General features: G+C 72.7%; 16 protein-coding genes and 1 tRNA gene. 12 read left to right on the forward strand and 5 right to left on the reverse strand.

All coding sequences use genetic code 11. The annotated features are described in order from the left end of the window. Positions 1-58: 58 nt before the first annotated feature. The 3 genes from ABZ793_RS15520 (at position 59) to ABZ793_RS15530 (ending at position 3,157) form a co-directional block, all read left to right on the forward strand. A complete protein-coding gene (locus ABZ793_RS15520; RefSeq protein WP_357457257.1) occupies positions 59-1,864 on the forward strand; it encodes an ABC-F family ATP-binding cassette domain-containing protein in 1,806 nt (601 codons plus the stop codon). A 112-nt stretch (positions 1,865-1,976) separates the two neighbouring features. Beyond that, positions 1,977-2,432, forward strand: a complete 456-nt coding sequence (locus tag ABZ793_RS15525) for a DUF4383 domain-containing protein (protein WP_357457259.1) — start codon at positions 1,977-1,979, stop codon at positions 2,430-2,432. Positions 2,433-2,680: 248 nt separating this feature from the next. Further along, on the forward strand, positions 2,681-3,157 hold the full coding sequence (locus ABZ793_RS15530; RefSeq protein ID WP_357457261.1) for a DUF4383 domain-containing protein: 477 nt from the start codon (positions 2,681-2,683) through the stop codon (positions 3,155-3,157). Between the two features lie 12 nt (positions 3,158-3,169). On the opposite strand, the gene ABZ793_RS15535 is transcribed toward ABZ793_RS15530, so the two are convergent. Beyond that, on the reverse strand, positions 3,170-3,853 hold the full coding sequence (locus ABZ793_RS15535; RefSeq protein ID WP_357457349.1) for a TetR/AcrR family transcriptional regulator: 684 nt from the start codon (positions 3,851-3,853) through the stop codon (positions 3,170-3,172). Between the two features lie 232 nt (positions 3,854-4,085). After that, entirely contained in the window at positions 4,086-5,042 is a 957-nt protein-coding gene (locus ABZ793_RS15540) for an acyl-CoA desaturase (protein ID WP_357457263.1), read from the reverse strand. Between the two features lie 136 nt (positions 5,043-5,178). Here ABZ793_RS15540 and ABZ793_RS15545 point away from each other — a divergent pair, with 136 nt between their 5' ends. From ABZ793_RS15545 to ABZ793_RS15585, 9 genes are all read left to right on the forward strand, one after another. Continuing rightward, on the forward strand, positions 5,179-6,027 hold the full coding sequence (locus ABZ793_RS15545) for a helix-turn-helix domain-containing protein (protein WP_357457265.1): 849 nt from the start codon (positions 5,179-5,181) through the stop codon (positions 6,025-6,027). A gap of 24 nt (positions 6,028-6,051) precedes the next feature. Beyond that, positions 6,052-6,123 (forward strand) — tRNA-Gln (locus tag ABZ793_RS15550). A gap of 63 nt (positions 6,124-6,186) precedes the next feature. Beyond that, entirely contained in the window at positions 6,187-7,773 is a 1,587-nt protein-coding gene (gene glmU, locus ABZ793_RS15555; protein ID WP_357457267.1) for a bifunctional UDP-N-acetylglucosamine diphosphorylase/glucosamine-1-phosphate N-acetyltransferase GlmU, read from the forward strand. A gap of 57 nt (positions 7,774-7,830) precedes the next feature. Beyond that, entirely contained in the window at positions 7,831-8,811 is a 981-nt protein-coding gene (locus tag ABZ793_RS15560) for a ribose-phosphate diphosphokinase (RefSeq protein ID WP_350712050.1), read from the forward strand. Between the two features lie 296 nt (positions 8,812-9,107). Further along, on the forward strand, positions 9,108-9,797 hold the full coding sequence (locus ABZ793_RS15565; RefSeq protein ID WP_357457269.1) for a 50S ribosomal protein L25/general stress protein Ctc: 690 nt from the start codon (positions 9,108-9,110) through the stop codon (positions 9,795-9,797). 103 nt (positions 9,798-9,900) lie between these two features. Beyond that, complete coding sequence (gene pth, locus ABZ793_RS15570) at positions 9,901-10,491, forward strand: aminoacyl-tRNA hydrolase (RefSeq protein WP_357457271.1); 591 nt, start codon at positions 9,901-9,903, stop codon at positions 10,489-10,491. A gap of 110 nt (positions 10,492-10,601) precedes the next feature. Further along, on the forward strand, positions 10,602-11,435 hold the full coding sequence (locus ABZ793_RS15575; protein WP_357457273.1) for an inositol monophosphatase family protein: 834 nt from the start codon (positions 10,602-10,604) through the stop codon (positions 11,433-11,435). 80 nt (positions 11,436-11,515) lie between these two features. Then, positions 11,516-12,427, forward strand: coding sequence for a sulfate adenylyltransferase subunit CysD (gene cysD / locus ABZ793_RS15580; RefSeq protein ID WP_357457275.1), 912 nt, complete (start codon positions 11,516-11,518; stop codon positions 12,425-12,427). Continuing rightward, positions 12,427-13,731 carry a GTP-binding protein gene (locus ABZ793_RS15585; RefSeq protein ID WP_357457277.1) on the forward strand — a complete coding sequence of 435 codons (1,305 nt, stop codon included), beginning with the start codon at positions 12,427-12,429 and terminating at the stop codon, positions 13,729-13,731. Before cysD ends, ABZ793_RS15585 begins: the two co-directional genes overlap by 1 nt. Before the next feature lie 3 nt (positions 13,732-13,734). On the opposite strand, the gene ABZ793_RS15590 is transcribed toward ABZ793_RS15585, so the two are convergent. From ABZ793_RS15590 to galE, 3 genes are all read right to left on the reverse strand, one after another. After that, complete coding sequence (locus ABZ793_RS15590) at positions 13,735-14,949, reverse strand: tetratricopeptide repeat protein (RefSeq protein ID WP_357457279.1); 1,215 nt, start codon at positions 14,947-14,949, stop codon at positions 13,735-13,737. Positions 14,950-15,026: 77 nt separating this feature from the next. Further along, complete coding sequence (galK, locus tag ABZ793_RS15595; protein ID WP_357457281.1) at positions 15,027-16,187, reverse strand: galactokinase; 1,161 nt, start codon at positions 16,185-16,187, stop codon at positions 15,027-15,029. Further along, the gene (gene galE, locus ABZ793_RS15600) at positions 16,184-17,167 is read right to left on the reverse strand and encodes a UDP-glucose 4-epimerase GalE (RefSeq protein ID WP_357457283.1); all 984 of its coding nucleotides are present in this window, start codon (positions 17,165-17,167) and stop codon (positions 16,184-16,186) included. Before galE ends, galK begins: the two co-directional genes overlap by 4 nt. Between the last annotated feature and the right edge of the window lie 102 nt (positions 17,168-17,269).

Genomic DNA, 17,269 nt, shown 5'->3' on the forward strand with positions numbered 1-17,269 from the left:
CTCAGGCGTCCCAGGTGCCGACCGGCACGGGGACGCCTTGATCATGGGAGGTGAGGTCGTGGCCAACATCGTCAACCTGGACCGGGTGTCCAAGGGCTACGGCGCCGCCGGGCCACTGCTCACCGACGTCTCGCTCGGCCTCGACGACGCCGACCGGATCGGCGTGGTCGGCCTCAACGGCGCCGGCAAGTCCACCCTGCTGCGGCTGCTCACCAAGCAGGAGGAACCGGACGACGGACGGGTCACCCACCGCCGTGACCTGCGGGTCGCCTGGCTGCCGCAGAGCCTGACGCTCGCCCCCGACGCCACCGTCCGGGACGTGGTGCTCGGCACAGCCTGGCTCGGCGAGAGCATGGGCGCCGAGCACGAGTGGGCCGGCGACGCCGGCGTCCGCGCCATCCTCGACGGCCTCGGCATGCCCCATCTCGGGCTCGACCAGCCGGTCGGCCCGATGTCCGGCGGCGAGCGGCGGCGCGTGGCCCTGGCCGCGCTGCTGGTCCGCGAGTCCGACCTGCTCATCCTCGACGAGCCCACCAACCACCTCGACGTCGGCGGCGTCGACTGGCTGGCCCGCCACCTCGTCGGCCGCAAGGGCGCGCTCGTCGTGGTCACCCACGACCGGTGGTTCCTCGACGCCGTCTGCACCACCACGTGGGAGGTCGCCGACCAGACCGTCCGGGCGTACGAGGGCGGCTTCGCCGCCTGGACCCTCGCCCGCGCGGAGCGCGAGCGGGTCGCCGCAGCCACCGAGGCCCGCCGGCAGAACCTGCTCCGCAAGGAGATCGCCTGGCTGCGCCGCGGCCCGCCCGCCCGCACCTCCAAGCCGCGGTTCCGCATCGACGCGGCCAACGCGCTCATCGCCGACGTCCCGCCGCCGCGCGACACCATGTCGCTGCAACGGCTCGCCACCGCCCGGCTCGGCAAGCAGGTGTACGACCTGGAGCAGGTGACCCTGCACGCCGGCCCGAAGGAGATCCTGCACGACGTCACCTGGCAGGTCGGCCCCGGCGACCGCATCGCGATCCTCGGCCGCAACGGCGCCGGCAAGACCACCCTGCTGCGGATGCTGGCCGGCGTGACCCGCCCCGACGGCGGGCGCCTCGCCACCGGCTCGACCGTCCGGCCGGCCTTCCTCTCCCAGGAGTTGGCCGAGCTGCCCGGTCACCTGCGGGTCCTCGAAGCCGTCGAGGAGGTCGCCCGCCGGGTGCAGCTCGGCGACCGGGAGGTCTCCGCCGCCCAGCTCGCCGAGGTGTTCGGCTTCGACGACCGGCGGCTCTGGACCCCGGTCAGCGACCTCTCCGGCGGCGAGCGCCGCCGGTTGCAGATGCTCCGGCTGCTCGCCGGGGAGCCCAACGTGCTCCTGTTCGACGAGCCCACCAACGACCTCGACACCGACACCCTCGCCGCGTTGGAGGACCTGCTCGACTCCTGGCCCGGCACCATCGTCGTGGCCAGCCACGACCGCTACCTCATCGAGCGGGTCACGGACGTCGCGTACGGGATGTTCGGCGACGGGCGGCTCGTGCACCTGCCCGGTGGCGTCGACGAGTACCTCGCCCGGGCCGCCGGCCGACCCGGCCCCGCCCCGACCGAGCCGGCCGCCGCGGTCAGCACCGACGCGCCGGCCGAGGTCGGCATGTCCGCCGCTGAGGCGCGCCAGGCCCGCAAGGAACTGGCCCGGCTGGAACGGCAGATCGCCAAGCTGGAGCAGAAGGAGGCCGCCCTGCTCGACCAGCTCGCCGCGCACGCCACCGACTACGCCAAGGTCGCGGAACTCGACGCGCAACTCAAGGAGCTGCGGGCCGAGCGGGAGCGGACCGAGGAGACCTGGCTGGCCTTGGCGGACGAGATCCCGGCGATCTGAGCGGCCTCGTCGTGGCGGCGCACGCGGGAGGACCCCCGTGTGCGGCGTCACACCGCCGCGTGCGGGACAATCGTCCGCGACCCCTCACCCGAACGGCGTTGGAGACACAGACATGGCCCACACCCCCGTCAACCACCCCGCGCGGCCGGTCTACCGGGCGATCGGCGGGCTGACCGGTCTGTACCTGGTGGCCTTCGGCGTGCTCGGCATCATCGCGAGCGCCGGCAACGAGGTCCTCGCCCAGGATGACACCCAGGTCCTCGGCCAGGGCACGAACCTCGGCTTCTCGCTGCTCACCGCCCTGCTCGGGGCGGCGGTGCTGGCCGGCACCGTGATCGGTCGCAACATCGACGTCATGATCAACCAGTGGATGGCGTACGCCATCATGGTGATCAGCCTCGCCGGTCTCGCCTTCATCCAGACCGAGGCCAACATCTTCAACTTCAGCATCATCACCGTCATCGTGCTGATGGTGGTCAGCCTGGTCCTGCTGACGGCCGGCATGTACGGCAAGGTCGGCACCGAAGAGGAGCAGGAGGCCTGGCAGAAGGCCCGCCTCGTGCTCTGAGTGGTTGTTGGTTGCTCTCCGGGTTGTCGCCGGAGCCCGCCCCGCTCCGGGCGGTCAGGCTTGATCCCTCCGCGGGTCGGGCTCCGGCGACAACCGACCTGGTCCCGCTCCATCCCGGCCCTGCGGCCGGTGGGGTGGGACCTTCGTGGTTCTGCCTCTGTCGAATGTTGCCTTCGGGCGTTTTGCCGGACATCGGCCTTCTGCCCGGGTGACAATCGGGTGATTGTCGCTACTCGGGCGGAGGGGTCATGCTCCACTTTCCGGTAAACCACCCGGCGCGGCCGATCTACCGGGTCCTCGCCGGGCTGGTCGGGCTCTACATCCTGGTCTTCGGGATCTGGGGCACCATCCAGACGCTGGGCGAACCACTCTTCGACCGGGGCGACACCTGGGTCCTCGGGCTCCGCACCAACCTGGCGTTCTCGCTGGTCTCGGTGATCTTCGGAATCGTGCTGATCATCGGCGCCTCACGGCGCGGCAACCTCGGCCACTACATGAACCTGACCGCCGGAGTCGTCTTCCTGGTGACCAGCATCCTCATGATGGCCGTGCTCCAGACCGAGGCCAACTTCCTCAACTTCTCGATGTCCACCGTCATCGTGTCGATGTTCTTCGGCCTCCTCCTGCTCGGCACCGGCCTGTACGACAAGGTCGGCACCGACGAGCACGCCGCGGAGGAGCGGCGCCACCGCCACCACCCCGTCTCCGAGGCGCACACCCGCTGACCGGCGGCGGACTCAGCGCCCCCGCACCGTGATCAGGCCCGGCTTGGCCTCCAGGTGCGACAGCCCGTTCCAGGCCAGGTTGACCAGGTGCGCCGCCACCGTCTCCTTCCGCGGCTTGCGCACCTCCAGCCACCAGCGGCCCGTCAGCGCCACCATGCCCACCAGCGCCTGCGAGTAGAGCTCGGCCAGCTTCGGGTCGTACCCGCGGCTGGAGAACTCCGCGCCCAGGATGTGCTCCACCTGGTGCGCCACGTCGTTCATCACGCTGCTGAAGTTGCCCGTCGCCGACAGCACCGGCGACTCGCGCACCAGCACCCGGAAGCCGCTGGTCTCCTCCTCGATATACGTCAGCAGGGCCATCGCCGCCTGCTCCAGCAGCTCCCGCGGGTGGCCGGCGGTCAGGGCCGTGGTGATCCGTTCCAGCAGGGCCCGGACCTCCCGGTCCACCACCACCGCGTAGAGCCCCTCCTTGCCGCCGAAGTGCTCGTAGACCACCGGCTTGGAGACCTTCGCGCGGGCCGCCACCTCCTCTATCGAGGTGGCGTCGAAACCGCGCTCGGCGAAGATCTGCCGGGCGGTCGAGATCAACTGCTCGCGGCGCTGGGCGGCCGACATGCGTACCCGTGCGGAGGGCTTGCCGGCGGGGGCCGCTCGCCGCCTGCCGGTGCTGCCGTCACTGCCAGGGGCATCCGCCATGTCGTCACTCCGCCGGCGCTCGGTGACGCCCTGTCGTGGGATGGAGCCGCCGGTGTGCTGGCTCATCTGGTCGCCCCACCGTCGGCCGGTCCGGTGGCGCTGCCGCGCCGTCCGACCGTATCCCCGCCGGGCCCGGCTCCCATGGTGCCGGGCCGTCCGTCGTTGCCCCCGCTGTGCTCGGTCACCCGGCCATACTGCCAGGTAACCTTCCCCGGCACCGCCCGGTTTACCGCTAGGTGACCGGCTTGACGAGCTTCGCCGCGATGCGTTCGGGCTTCGGCCACCGCACGTCCCAGGCCGCGCCGACCTTCTCGAACAGCCAGATCACCCGGGCCGAGATGTCCACCTGGCCCCGCAGTACGCCGTGTCGGGCGCTGGTCGGGTCGGCGTGGTGCAGGTTGTGCCAGCTCTCGCCGAGCGACAGGATCGCCAGCGGCCAGAAGTTCGACGCCCGGTCGCCCTGGCGCATCGCGAACGGCCGCTCACCGTAGACGTGGCACACCGAGTTGATCGACCAGGTCACGTGGTGCAGCAGCGCGATGCGGACGAGGCCGCCCCAGAAGAGAGCGGTCAGCGCGCCCTGCCACGACCAGGTGAGCAGGCCGCCCGTCAGCGCGGGCCCGAGCACCGAGACGGTCACCAGCAGCGGGAAGAGCCGGTCCACCCGGTTGATGTCGCGGTCGGCGAGCAGGTCCGGGGCGAACCGCCTCCGGTTGGACAACTCCCGGCCGAAGAGCCAGCCGACGTGCGCGTGGAACAGGCCCTTGACCAGGCCACGGACGTTCTCCCCGAACCGCCAGGGCGAGTGCGGGTCGCCGTCGAGGTCGGAGAAGGCGTGATGGCGCCGGTGGTCGGCCACCCACTGGATGATCTCGCCCTGCACCGCCAGCGAGCCCGAGACCGCCAGCGCCACCCGCAGCCACCGCTTGGCCTTGAACGAGCCGTGCGTGAAGTACCGGTGGTAGCCGACGGTGATGCCCAGCCCCGAGATCGCGTACCAGACCGCGGTCACGGCCACGTCGGTCCAGCTCAGCCAGCCGCCCCAGGCGACCGGTACGGCGGCGACGAGGGCCAGGAAGGGGACCACCACGAACGCCCAGAGGGCGACGAGGATGCCTCGGGACTGGCTGCCCTGGGTGAGGGGTTTGGGGCCGGCGGCGGCGGGCTCGAGGAGGGTGGTGGTGGACATGGCACCTCGCAGCAGAGGGACGGGAGATCACGAACTTACGCCTACGTCACCGTAACTTAGGTTCCCGGCGAGCGCAGCGGACAGCGCCGAACATGAATGCCCCGGTCTGTCGTACGCGTGTTCTAGCGTGCTGCTCGTGACCGATTTCCTCGCCGCCGAGGTGCGTCGGCTGCGCACCGTCGAACAGCTCTCCGTCCGCGAGATCCGGGCGCGCACCGGCCTTGGCCGTAACCGGGTGCACGAGTTGCTGCGGGGCGTCCCGCCGCCGGAGCGGACGCGTCGGCCGCGCGCCAAGGACGACCTCAGGTCCGCAGCGGTGGAGTTGCGCGCCGAGGGGCGATCGGTCAACGACATCGCCCGGCAGCTCGGCGTGGCCAAGTCCACCGCGTACCAGTGGGTCAGGCACCTGCCGCTGGACGCGGACGAGGCGGTCGCCGAGCGGCGGAGGGAGCATTCGGCGCTGATGTCCGAGGCGCGGTGGGCGGCGCACCGCGAGGCCCGGGACGCCGCCCAGGCCGCGGAACGGGCGCGGGCGGCGGGCGTGGTGGGGTCCCTCGACGAACGGGATCTCCTCCTCCTCGGCGCGGCGATCTACTGGTGCGAGGGGACCAAGTCGAAGCCGTGGCGGCGGGACGACCGCCTCCAGTTCGTCAACAGCGATCCGGGCCTGCTCGCGCGTTTCCTGCGCTTCCTGGAGGTGTGCGGGATCGGCCGAGACGTCCCCGGCTATCGCGTCAGCATCCACGAGACGGCCGACGCCGAGGCCGCCGTGACCTGGTGGGCGCGGGAGCTCGATCTGCCGGTCGAGCGCTTCCGGCCCGCCAGTCTCAAGAAACACCGGGCGGTGACGGTGCGCCGCAACACCGGTGATGACTATCGTGGCTGTTTGGTGATCACCGTGCCGCGCAGTCGCGAACTCTACTGGCGGATCGAAGGTATGATCGCCGAGCTGTTCCGGATCACGGGCGGCAGTAACGGAAATTGACGGTTCGTGAAGCTTGACATTCATTGGGGTGTGGGGTAACGGCAACCCGCAGGCCTTTGGAGCCTTGAGCTCCTGGTTCGAATCCAGGCACCCCAGCTCAAACCGTATCTACCGGCATTCGTGCGGCCGTGCCAGACGTCGGCCCACTGTCTGGTTAGCATGGCCGCGAGAGTGTCCGCCGTCCCGACGGGAGCCCACGTCGTGTCCCAGCCCCACCTCCGCACCGTTGTCGTGCTCGCCGCCGGGGAGGGCAAGCGGATGAAGTCGGCGCTGCCCAAGGTGCTGCACCCGCTGCTCGGTCGTACCCTCGTCGGCCACGTGCTCGCCGCGGCCGCGCCGCTGGCCGCCGACCGCACGGTGGTCGTGGTGGGTCACGGCGCCGACCAGGTCCGCGCGCACCTGGCGGAGATCGCCCCCCAGGCCACGCCGGTGCTCCAGGCCGAGCAACTCGGCACCGGGCACGCCGTCCGGATCGCCCTGGACGCCGCGCCGGACGCGACGGGCACCGTGGTGGTGATCAACGGCGATGTGCCGCTGCTCCGCCCGGAGACGGTGGCCGCGCTCGTCGAGGCGCACGAGGGTGTGGGCGCGGCGGCGACCGTGCTCGCCGCGGAGGTGCCCGACCCGACCGGCCTGGGCCGGATCGTGCGGGACGCCGACGGGCGACTGGAGCAGATCGTCGAGGAGCGGGACGCCACCCCGGCGCAGCGCGCGATCCGGGAGATCAACGCCGGCATCTACGCGTTCGACGCGGCCCGGCTGCGCGACGCGCTCGGCAAGCTGTCGACCGACAACGACCAGGGCGAGGAGTACCTGACGGACGTCTTCGGCCTGCTGGTCTCGGCCGGCGAGCCGGTGGCGGTGCACGTCGCTGCCGACCATGTCGAGACGCTGGGCTGCAACGACCGGGTCGAGTTGGCCGCGCTGCGCCGCCTGCTGCGCGACCGGGTCAACGAGGCCTGGATGCGGACCGGGGTCAGCCTGCTCGACCCGGACACCACGTGGATCGACGTGACGGTCGCCCTGGACCGGGACGCGGTGGTCGACCAGAACACCCAGCTGCGCGGCGGCACGGTGGTCGGCACCGGCGCGGTCGTGGGGCCGGACGTGACGCTGATCGACACCGTGGTCGGCCCGGGCGCCACCGTGCTGCGCAGCCACGCGGTGGGCGCCGAGGTCGGTCCGGGCGCCACCGTCGGGCCGTACGCGTACCTGCGGCCGGACGCCCGGCTGGCGGAGAAGGCCAAGGTGGGCACGTTCGTCGAGGTGAAGAACTCCGAGGTGGGCGCGGGCGCGAAGGTGCCGCACCTGTCGTACGTGGGGGACGCGACGATCGGCGCGAAGGCCAACATCGGCGCGGCGACGATCTTCGTGAACTACGACGGGGTGAACAAGCACCGTACGACGGTCGGCGAGGCCGCCTTCATCGGCTGCGACACCAGCCTGATCGCGCCGGTCGAGGTGGGCGCGGGGGCGTACGTGGCGGCGGGCAGCGCGATCACCCAGGACGTGCCGCCCGGCGCGCTCGGGGTGACCCGGGCGCCGCAGCGCAGCATCGACGGCTGGGTGGCCCGCAAGCGGGCCGGCACGGTCTCCGCCGCGGCGGCCGAGCGGGCCGGCGGCGCTGGTCGGGCCGACGAGGGTGCGTCGGCGCGCGCTTTCGGGGCAAGTGAAGGTGAGGCAATCCACGGGGATGCCGAGGCGGTCAGCCCGGCGTCCGGCGCGGGGGATACTGCAACCGAATAGTCCCCGGCCCACCACCACCGTGCCGGGTACCACCGACCAACGGGAGCAGACGGGCCCATGGGCAGCATCGTCGCCGAAAACCGCAAGAGCCTGATGCTTTTTTCCGGACGTGGCTTTCCGGAGTTGGCCAAGGAGATCGGTGAGGTGCTCGGCGTCGCGCCGACGCCGGCCGACGCGTACGACTTCGCCAACGGTGAGATCTTCGTACGGTACAAGGACTCGGTGCGCGGTTCGGACGCCTTCGTGGTGCAGTCCGTGACGCACGGGGTCAACACCTGGGTCATGGAGACCCTGATCATGATCGACGCGCTGAAGCGCGGTTCGGCCAAGCGGATCACCGTGGTCCTGCCGTTCTACCCGTACGCCCGGCAGGACAAGAAGCACCGTGGCCGGGAGCCGATCTCGGCGCGCCTGATCGCGGACCTGTTGAAGACGGCCGGGGCCAACCGCATCCTCACCGTCGACCTGCACACCGCGCAGATCCAGGGCTTCTTCGACGGCCCGGTCGACCACCTGTTCGCGATGGACATCCTGGCCGAGTACGTCCAGCACAAGTACGCCGGCCGCCCGATGACGGTGGTCGCGCCGGACTCGGGCCGGGTGCGGGTGGCGGAGCGGTGGACCGACCGGTTGGGCGGCTGCCCGCTGGCCTTCATCCACAAGACCCGGGACCCGTTGAAGCCGAACCAGGTGGTGGCGAACCGCGTGGTCGGCGAGGTCGAGGGGCGGGTCTGCCTGATCGTCGACGACATGATCGACACGGGCGGCACGATCTGCAAGGCGGCGGACATCCTCCGGGAGTCCGGCGCCGCCGACGTGATCGTCGCTTCCACCCACGCCCTGCTCTCCGACCCGGCGACCGAGCGGCTGAAGAACAGCCCGATCAGCGAGGTCGTGGTGACCAACACGCTGCCGCTGCCGCCGGAGAAGCAGCTCGACAAGCTCACCGTGCTGTCGATCGCGCCGCTGCTGGCGCGGGCGATCCGCGAGGTGTTCGACGACGGCTCGGTGACCACCCTCTTCGGTGGCCTGAGCTGACCACCTGACGCGTGAGCCGGGCGGGGGCGGTCCCCCGGCCCGGCGTCCGCGTCGCCCCTGCGGGTCGGCGGGAACGGTGATAAGGGGACTGCCGGAAAGCGCGGAATCAGCTCGGGTAGACTGGTGCGGTTGCCACGGCGAGGGTGCCCGGCGGGCCGCTGACAAGCGCCGCACGGAGGCACCGTCATCGACGCGGTGCTCCGGGCAGTCGTTCTCGACGCATGAGCCCCAGCGAGCCCCTCGCCCCAGCACCGCCAGTCGACAAGCCGCCGCAGCGAAGCATCAGGAGTTTCCCCGTGTCCGAGGTAAAGATCAGCGCCGAGCCCCGTACCGAGTTCGGCAAGGGTGGTGCCCGTCGTACCCGCCGGGCCGGCAAGGTGCCCGCCGTGCTGTACGGCCACGGCGAGAAGCCGAAGCACATCGCGCTGCCGGCCCGTGAGTTCGCGGCCGCGATCCGCAAGGGCGGCGCCAACCAGCTCTTCGCGATCGAGGTCAGCGACGGCACCCAGGTGCTGGCGCTGCCGAAGGCGATCCAGCGCGACCCGATCAAGGACACCTTCGAGCACGTGGACCTGCTGCTGGTCCGCCGGGGCGAGAAGGTCACCGTCGAGGTCCCGGTCCAGCTGACCGGTGAGGCCGCGAAGGACACCCTGATCGTGCACGACCACGACACCCTCTCGGTGACCGCCGACGCCACCAAGGTGCCGGACCACCTGGAGGCGTCGATCGAGGGCGCCGAGGCCGGCACCCAGATCACCGCCGGCGACGTGGAGCTGCCGGCCGGCGTCGAGCTGGTCGCCGACCCGGAGCTGCCGGTCGCCGCGGTGACCGCCGCGCCGACCGCCGAGCAGCTCGAGGCCACCCTCCCCGAGGTCGAGGAGGCCGCCGAGGAGGCCGAGGCCGAGGTCGGCGAGGAGACCGCCGAGGCCGCCGAGGCTCCGGCCGCCGAGGGCGAGGAGACCGCCGAGGCGAAGACCGAGGCCTGATCGGTCCGCATCGTTGCCACAGGCGTCCCCGCGCGGTCGGGGGCGCCTGTCGGCGTATCGGTGCCCGGCAGGTGGGTGAGGGCGAGCAGCGGGAGGGACGGGCGTGACGGACGAGACGGGGCCGTGGCTGGTGGTCGGCCTGGGCAACCCCGGTCGGGAGTACGCCGGCAACCGGCACAACGTCGGCTTCATGGTGGCCGACCTGCTGGCGGGTAGGCTCGGCGCGAGGTTCGGCCGGCACAAGCGGGCGGTGGCGGAGGTCGCCGAGGGGCGGCTCGGGCTCGGTGGGCCGAAGCTGGTGCTGGTCAAGCCGCTGACCTACATGAACCTCTCCGGCGGGCCAGTGGCCGGCCTGGCCCAGTTCCACAAGGTGCCGCCTGGCCGGGTGATCGCCGTGCACGACGAGCTGGACATCGGCTACGGCCAGATGCGGGTGAAGTGCGGCGGCGGCGAGGGCGGGCACAACGGCCTGCGGTCGATGTCGAAGTCGCTGGGCACCAAGGAGTACGTCCGGGTGCGGTTCGGCATCGGCCGGCCGCCGGGGCGGCAGGATCCGGCGGACTACGTACTGTCGGATTTCAGCGCGGCCGAGCGCAAGGAACTGGAGTTCCTGGTGGACCGGGCGGCGGACGTGGTGGAGTCGGTGATCACCAGGGGCGTGGAGCCGACGCAGAACCTGTACCACGGGGTGTGAGCGTCGGATCGCCCGCGGTGAGCCGGTAGTCTTCGCCTTTCGGCGTGGCGCACCGGCGACGCGGCTCGGCGTGCCGGCGCGGAGCGTGGCGAGGCGACGGGAGCAGAGTCATGGGCAGTCCTCCGATGATCGACGGCGCGTTCGCCCGGTGGCTGGCGGCCCGGGCCGGCCAGGCGCTGCTCGCGCTGCGGGCCGAGATGGGCTTTGCGGACGCGGGCGCGCTGAAGTCGGCGGGTGACAAGGTCTCGCACGACCTGATCCGCACCGAGCTGGCGAAGTGGCGGCCGGGTGACGCGGTGCTCTCCGAGGAGGACGAGGGGTCGCGCCTGGCCTGGGCGGCGGAGGTGAACGCCGGGGCGGTGTCCCGGCTGACCGCGGACCGGGTGTGGATCGTCGACCCGCTGGACGGCACCCGGGAGTTCGCCGAGGAGGGCCGGTCGGACTGGGCGGTGCACGTGGCGCTCTGGGCGCGTACCGCGCCGACGCCGCACGGCCTGGTCGCGGGGGCGGTGGGGTTGCCGGCGCAGCACCGGGTGCTGGGCACGGACTATCCGCCGGCGTACCCGCCGATGACGGTGGAGGCGGCGACCGCGCCCGGTGGGCGGACGATCCGCCTGGCGGCGAGCCGGAGCCGGCCGCCGGTGTTCCTGACCGACCTGGCGGAGGACGTCGGGGCGCACCTGGTGCCGATGGGCTCGGCCGGGGCGAAGATCGCCGCGGTGGTGACCGGTGAGGTGGACGCCTACATCCACGCGGGCGGGCAGTACGAGTGGGATTCGGCGGCGCCGGTGGCTGTGGCGACGGCCACCGGGCTGCACGCTTCCCGGATCGACGGTTCTGCGCTGAGATACAACGAGGCGGATCCGCGTCTGCCGGACCTGCTGGTCTGTCGCAAGGATCTCGCCAGTCGGTTGCTTGCAGCGCTGGAGCGTCATTCCGGGTAGCCTGAGCGGCACTTCTTGGCATGCCCGACCGGAAAGGTCTGGAATAAGATGAGCGGATTCGACCGAAGCGAGCCCGTGTCATGACCGCCCCCGCCGCCTACCAGGTGTCCCACCTCGACGCGCTGGAGGCCGAGAGCATCTTCGTGATGCGCGAGGTGGTCGCCGAGATGGAGCGGCCGGTGCTGCTCTTCTCCGGCGGCAAGGACTCGATCGTCATGCTCCGGCTGGCCCAGAAGGCGTTCGCCCCGGCCAACATCCCGTTCCCGGTGATGCACGTGGACACCGGCCACAACTTCCCGGAGGTCCTGGAATACCGGGATCAGCGGGTCGCGGAGCTGGGGCTGCAACTGGTGGTGGCGAGCGTGCCGGAGGCCCTGGCCAGCGGCCTGGTCCGCGAGTCGGCCGACGGGATGCGCAACCGGATCCAGACGCCGGTGCTGCTGGATGCGGTGGAGAAGCACCGCTTCGACGCGCTCTTCGGCGGCGCCCGCCGCGACGAGGAGAAGGCCCGCGCCAAGGAGCGGGTGTTCAGCTTCCGCGACGAGTTCGGCCAGTGGGACCCGAAGAACCAGCGTCCCGAGCTGTGGACGCTCTACAACGGCCGGCACCACCCGGGCGAGTCGATCCGGGTCTTCCCGCTGTCCAACTGGACCGAGCTGGACGTGTGGCACTACATCGCCCGCGAGCGGATCGTCCTGCCGTCGATCTACTACGCGCACGAGCGCGAGGTGATCGAGCGGGACGGGATGCTCTACGCGGTCAACGAGTTCTTCCGCCCCCGGGAGGGCGAGGAGCGGTTCAAGGCGCGGGTGCGCTACCGGACGGTGGGCGACGCCTCCTGCACCGCGGCCGTCCGCTCCGACGCCGACACGGTGGAGAAGGTCATCGAGGAGGTCGCCGCCACCCGGATCACCGAGCGCGGCGCGACCCGCGGCGACGACCGGGTCAGCGAGGCCGCCATGGAGGACCGCAAGCGGGAGGGCTACTTCTGATGACCACCGAGACCGTCGCTCCGGCGACCACCGAGACGGCCGGTCGCCCCATGGACCTGCTGCGCTTCGCGACCGCCGGCAGCGTGGACGACGGCAAGTCGACCCTGATCGGGCGGCTGCTCTACGACACCAAGTCGCTCTTCACCGACCAGCTCGCCGCCGTGGAGGCGGTCAGCGCGGCGCGCGGCGACGAGTACACCAACCTGGCGCTGCTCACCGACGGCCTGCGGGCCGAGCGGGAGCAGGGCATCACCATCGACGTGGCGTACCGCTACTTCGCCACGCCGCGGCGGAAGTTCATCATCGCCGACACCCCCGGGCACATCCAGTACACCCGCAACATGGTCACCGGGGCGTCGACGGCCGACCTGGCGCTGATCCTGGTGGACGCCCGCAAGGGCCTGGTCGAGCAGTCCCGCCGGCACGCGTTCCTCTGCTCGCTGCTGCGGGTGCCGCACCTGGTCCTCTGCGTCAACAAGATGGACCTGGTCGACTACTCGCAGGAGGTCTTCGAGCGGATCGCGGACGAGTTCACGGCGTTCGCCGCGAAGCTCGACGCCCCCGACCTGACCGTGGTGCCGATCTCCGCGCTCAAGGGCGACAACATCGTCAGCCGGTCGGAGAACATGCTCTGGTACGAGGGGCCGTCGCTGCTGCACCACCTGGAGCGGGTGCACATCGCCAGCGACCGCAACCTGGTCGACGTCCGGTTCCCGGTGCAGTACGTGATCCGGCCGCAGTCCACCACCGTGACCGACTACCGGGGCTACGCCGGCCAGGTCGCCTCCGGTGTGCTCAAGCCGGGTGACGAGGTGATGGTGCTGCCGTCCGGCTTCACCAGCCGGATCTCCGCCGTGGAGACCGCCGACGGGCCGGTCGCGGAGGCGTTCCCGCCGATGTCGGTGACCGTACGCCTCGAAGACGAGATCGACATCTCGCGGGGCGACATGATCTGCCGGCCGAACAACGCCCCGGCGGTGGCCCAGGACATCGAGGCGATGGTCTGCTGGATGGACGAGACCCGCCCGCTCCAGGTCGGCGGCAAGTACGCCGTCAAGCACACGACCCGCTCGGCGCGGGCCATCGTGCGCGGCCTGCACTACCGGCTGGACATCAACTCGCTGCACCGGGACGACTCGGCCGGCGAGCTGAGGCTCAACGAGATCGGCCGGGTGCGGCTGCGCACCACCGTACCGCTGCTCGCGGACGAGTACCGCCGCAACCGCACCACCGGCGGGTTCGTCATCATCGACGAGACCACCAACCGTACGGTCGGCGCGGGGATGATCGTCGAGGCGCAGTGAGCCTCATCGACGGGCGGGCGCCGACGCCCGCCCGCCGTCCGCCGCGCTGACCACGCCGGCCGCCGGGCTGGCCGCGCTCTCCGTGGCACCGGCCGCGCCGGCGGCCGTGGCCCGTGCGGTCGCGCGGGCCACGAGGCGCGTCCAGATCCGGTAGCCGATCCAGCGGACCACCGGGACGGCCCGGCGCGTGAGCTGCCGCCAGGCGCGGAAGGCGAAGACAGCGCCGGCCGGCATCAGCAGCAGCGCGGCCACCCCGCCGGCAGGGGTGTCCCTCGCCGGGGCGAGGCCGTTGACCACCAGCCCGCCGAGTGCCGCCGCGGTGAGCGCCAGGCAGAGCACGACGGACGTCGAGCCGAGCTGGCGGCGCAGTTGGAGGCGGACCGCCGGCGGCTGCCGCCGCCAGGCCGGCAGGGCCGACCCGGCGACGACCGCCAGGAGCGCCAGGGCGGCGGCGAGCCGCTCGGGCCGCCCGCCGTCGACCAGCGCGAAGAGCGCCCAGTGGCCGATGCCGGCCAGTGCCGCCGCGTCGAACAGGCGCCAGCACAGGGCCACCGCGACGGCCTCGTGCGCCGCGGCGGCCCCCCGCGCGTGCGGGTTGGCGGCCAGGGCGTCGGTGAACCCCCGGGCGGCCCGGCCGACCCGGTCCCGCGAGGCTTCCATCCGCGCCAGCAGGGCCAGCGCCGGCTCGTACGCCGGGTCCAGGACGAGGGCCTGCCGGCATGCCTCCCGGGCCGCCCGGAGCCGGCCCATCCGCAGGTGGATCCGGGCGTCCAGCAGGTGGACGTCGGGGATGTCGTGGCGGATCTCCCGCGCGGTGTCGGCGTGCCGGCGGGCGACCACGACGCGGGTGGGGTTGCCGAGGGCCAGCAGCGCCTCCGCGAACAGCGCGTGGGCCTCCCAGGACCGCGGCGCCAGCTCCAGGGCGCGTCGGGCGGCGGCCGCCGCGTGGCCGGGGTGCCCGGCCGCCAGCAGGATCCGGGCCTTCTCCGCGAGCAGGTGCTCCTGGGCGCGGGCGACGCCGAGGGCCTGGTCCACCAGGCGCATGGCCTCCGCCAGCTGGCCCGTCGACCGGTGACAGCGGGCCAGGTGGAGCAGCAACCCGGCGTGCTGGGGTTGCTCGGCCAGCGCGCCGCGCAGCACCTGCGCCGCCTCGGCGTGCCGTCCGACGCGGCTCAGCGCCTGGGCGCGCTCCTGCGCGACCGTTCCGGCATCGCTCACGTCGCCTCCCGTTCCGGGACGATCCGGTCGACGCCACACCCTACCGATCGTCCTGACCGGATGGTCGAGCCGCGCAGTCAGTCCAGCCGGGTCGCTCCCGGCCCGGGCAGCACGGTGACGTGGCCGGGCGCGGCGAAGCCGCGTTCGCCGTACGCGGCCGTGACGGCGGCGGCGACCGCGTCGGCACGCTCCGCGTCGACCAGGGCGAGGACGCAGCCGCCGAAGCCGCCGCCGGTCATCCGTGCCCCCAGGGCGCCGGCCGACAGGGCCGCCTCGACCGCCGTGTCGACCTCCGGCACCGTGATCTTGAAGTCGTCGCGCATCGAGGCGTGCGAGGCGGTCAGCAGCGGGCCGATCTCGCGTACCTTGCCGGCGCGCAGCAGGGCGACGGTGTCGAGGACACGCTGGTCCTCGGTCACCACATGCCGCACCCGGCGGCGGGTCTCGGCGTCGTCGAGCCGGGCCAGCGCGTCGGCCAGCCCGTCGGTGGGGACGTCCCGCAGCGCCGCGACGCCGAGCAGCCCGGCCGCCGCCTCGCAGGACCTGCGGCGGGCGGCGTACTCGCCGTCGGCGTGCCGGTGCGGGGCCCGGCTGTCGACCACCAGCAGGGCCAGGCCGGACGTGTCCAGGTCGAACGGGATGTGTTCGACGGACTCGTCGCGGCAGTCCAGGAAGAGCGCGTGCCCGGCGCGGCAGCGGATCACCGCCGACTGGTCCATGATCCCGGTCGGCGCGCCGACGTAGCCGTTCTCGGCGCGCTGGGCCAGCCGGGGCTGCCGGTCGGCGGGCAGGTCCAGCCCGCCCAGGTCGACCAGGGCGGCCAGCACGGCGGCCTCCAGCGCCGCCGAGGAGGAGAGCCCCGAGCCCAGCGGCACGTCGGAGGCGATCGCCAGCCGGGCGCCGGGCACGGCGTGCCCCGCCTCCCGCAGCGCCCAGACCACCCCGGCCACGTACGCGCCCCAGCCGGTGACCCGGCCCGGCCCGGCGACCTCGTCGGCGTCGAAGGCGATCGTCTCGCCGGACAGCTCGGACCAGACCGTCCAGCGTTCGCCGGGCTGCGGCGCGGCGGCGGCCACCGTGCGCAGCGGCAGGGCGAAGGGCAGCACGAAGCCGTCGTTGTAGTCGGTGTGCTCGCCGATCAGGTTGGCCCGGCCGGGAGCCGCCCAGCGGCCGGCGGGCGGCTCGGCGTACGCCGAACGGAAGCCGGCGGTGGCGCGGGCCGCGACGTCGTCGGTCACCGCGGCGCCACGAGGTGCGTGCGGTAGAAGGCCCAGGCGTCGCCCACCATGTCGTGCAGGGTCGGCTTCTGCGGCACCCAGCCCAGCTCCTCGCGGGCCAGCGCGGACGAGGCGACCAGCTCGGCGGGGTCGCCCTCGCGGCGGGGGGCCACCTCGACGGGCACCGGGTGCCCGGTGACCTCGCGGACCACGTCGACGACCTGGCGGTTGGTGAAGCCGTTGCCGTTGCCCAGGTTGTAGATCCGGTGCTGGCCGGCGGTGGCCGCGCCGAGCGCGAGCAGGTGGGCGCGGGCCAGGTCGGCGACGTGGATGTAGTCGCGCACGCAGGTGCCGTCGACGGTGGGGTAGTCGTCGCCGAAGAGCTGGAGCTTCTCCCGGCGCCCGGCGGCCACCTCGAGCGCGATCGGGATCAGGTGGGTCTCCGGGTCGTGCCGCTCGCCGAGCGCGACGTCGCCGTCGAGGTGCGCCCCGGCCACGTTGAAGTAGCGCAGCGACACGGCGGCCAGGCCGTGCGCGACCGCCTCGGAGGTGAGCGCCATGTCGACGGCGAGCTTGGTGGCCCCGTAGGTGTTGGTGGGGGCCTTGACCGCGGTCTCCGGGATCGGCAGCTCGGTGGGGTTGCCGTAGACGGCGGCGGTGGAGGAGAAGACCAGCCGGGGCACGCGTGCGGCCCGGGCGGCGTCGATCAGGGCGAGCGAACCGACGGTGTTGGTGTGCCAGTAGAGCTCCGGCCTCACCATCGACTCGCCGGCGGCGATGAGGGCGGCGAAGTGCAGCACGCCGTCGAAGCCCGCCTCCGGGGTGAGCACCCGGGCGGCGTCGTGGAGGCCGGCGTCGACGTGGGTGGCGTCGGGGGCGAGCGCCTCCCGGTGGCCGGTGCGCAGGTCGTCGAGGACGACCACCTGGTGGCCGGCGTCGAGCAGCATCCGGGTCACCACGCTGCCGATGAAGCCGGCGCCCCCGGTGACGAGCAGTTTCACGTCGGTCTCCTCCCGCCCGGCCGCCGCGTCGCGGCCATGTCGTGATCACCCTACGGCCGGTCGCCGTGCTTCCGCGCTCCATCGACGCCCCGCCATTCCACC

The organism is Micromonospora sp. NPDC047465 (assembly GCF_040643125.1).
In the GTDB taxonomy this organism is placed as follows: Bacteria; Actinomycetota; Actinomycetes; order Mycobacteriales; family Micromonosporaceae; genus Micromonospora.

Coding starts and splice junctions, on each gene's coding strand:
- ABZ793_RS15525 (WP_357457259.1), top strand. CDS start 1,977: ATGGCCCACACCCCCGTCAACCACCCCGCGCGGCCGGTCTACCGGGCG.
- ABZ793_RS15530 (WP_357457261.1), top strand. CDS start 2,681: ATGCTCCACTTTCCGGTAAACCACCCGGCGCGGCCGATCTACCGGGTC.
- ABZ793_RS15535 (WP_357457349.1), bottom strand. CDS start 3,853: ATGGCGGATGCCCCTGGCAGTGACGGCAGCACCGGCAGGCGGCGAGCG.
- ABZ793_RS15540 (WP_357457263.1), bottom strand. CDS start 5,042: ATGTCCACCACCACCCTCCTCGAGCCCGCCGCCGCCGGCCCCAAACCC.
- glmU (WP_357457267.1), top strand. CDS start 6,187: ATGGCCGCGAGAGTGTCCGCCGTCCCGACGGGAGCCCACGTCGTGTCC.
- ABZ793_RS15560 (WP_350712050.1), top strand. CDS start 7,831: ATGGGCAGCATCGTCGCCGAAAACCGCAAGAGCCTGATGCTTTTTTCC.
- ABZ793_RS15575 (WP_357457273.1), top strand. CDS start 10,602: ATGGGCAGTCCTCCGATGATCGACGGCGCGTTCGCCCGGTGGCTGGCG.
- cysD (WP_357457275.1), top strand. CDS start 11,516: ATGACCGCCCCCGCCGCCTACCAGGTGTCCCACCTCGACGCGCTGGAG.
- ABZ793_RS15585 (WP_357457277.1), top strand. CDS start 12,427: ATGACCACCGAGACCGTCGCTCCGGCGACCACCGAGACGGCCGGTCGC.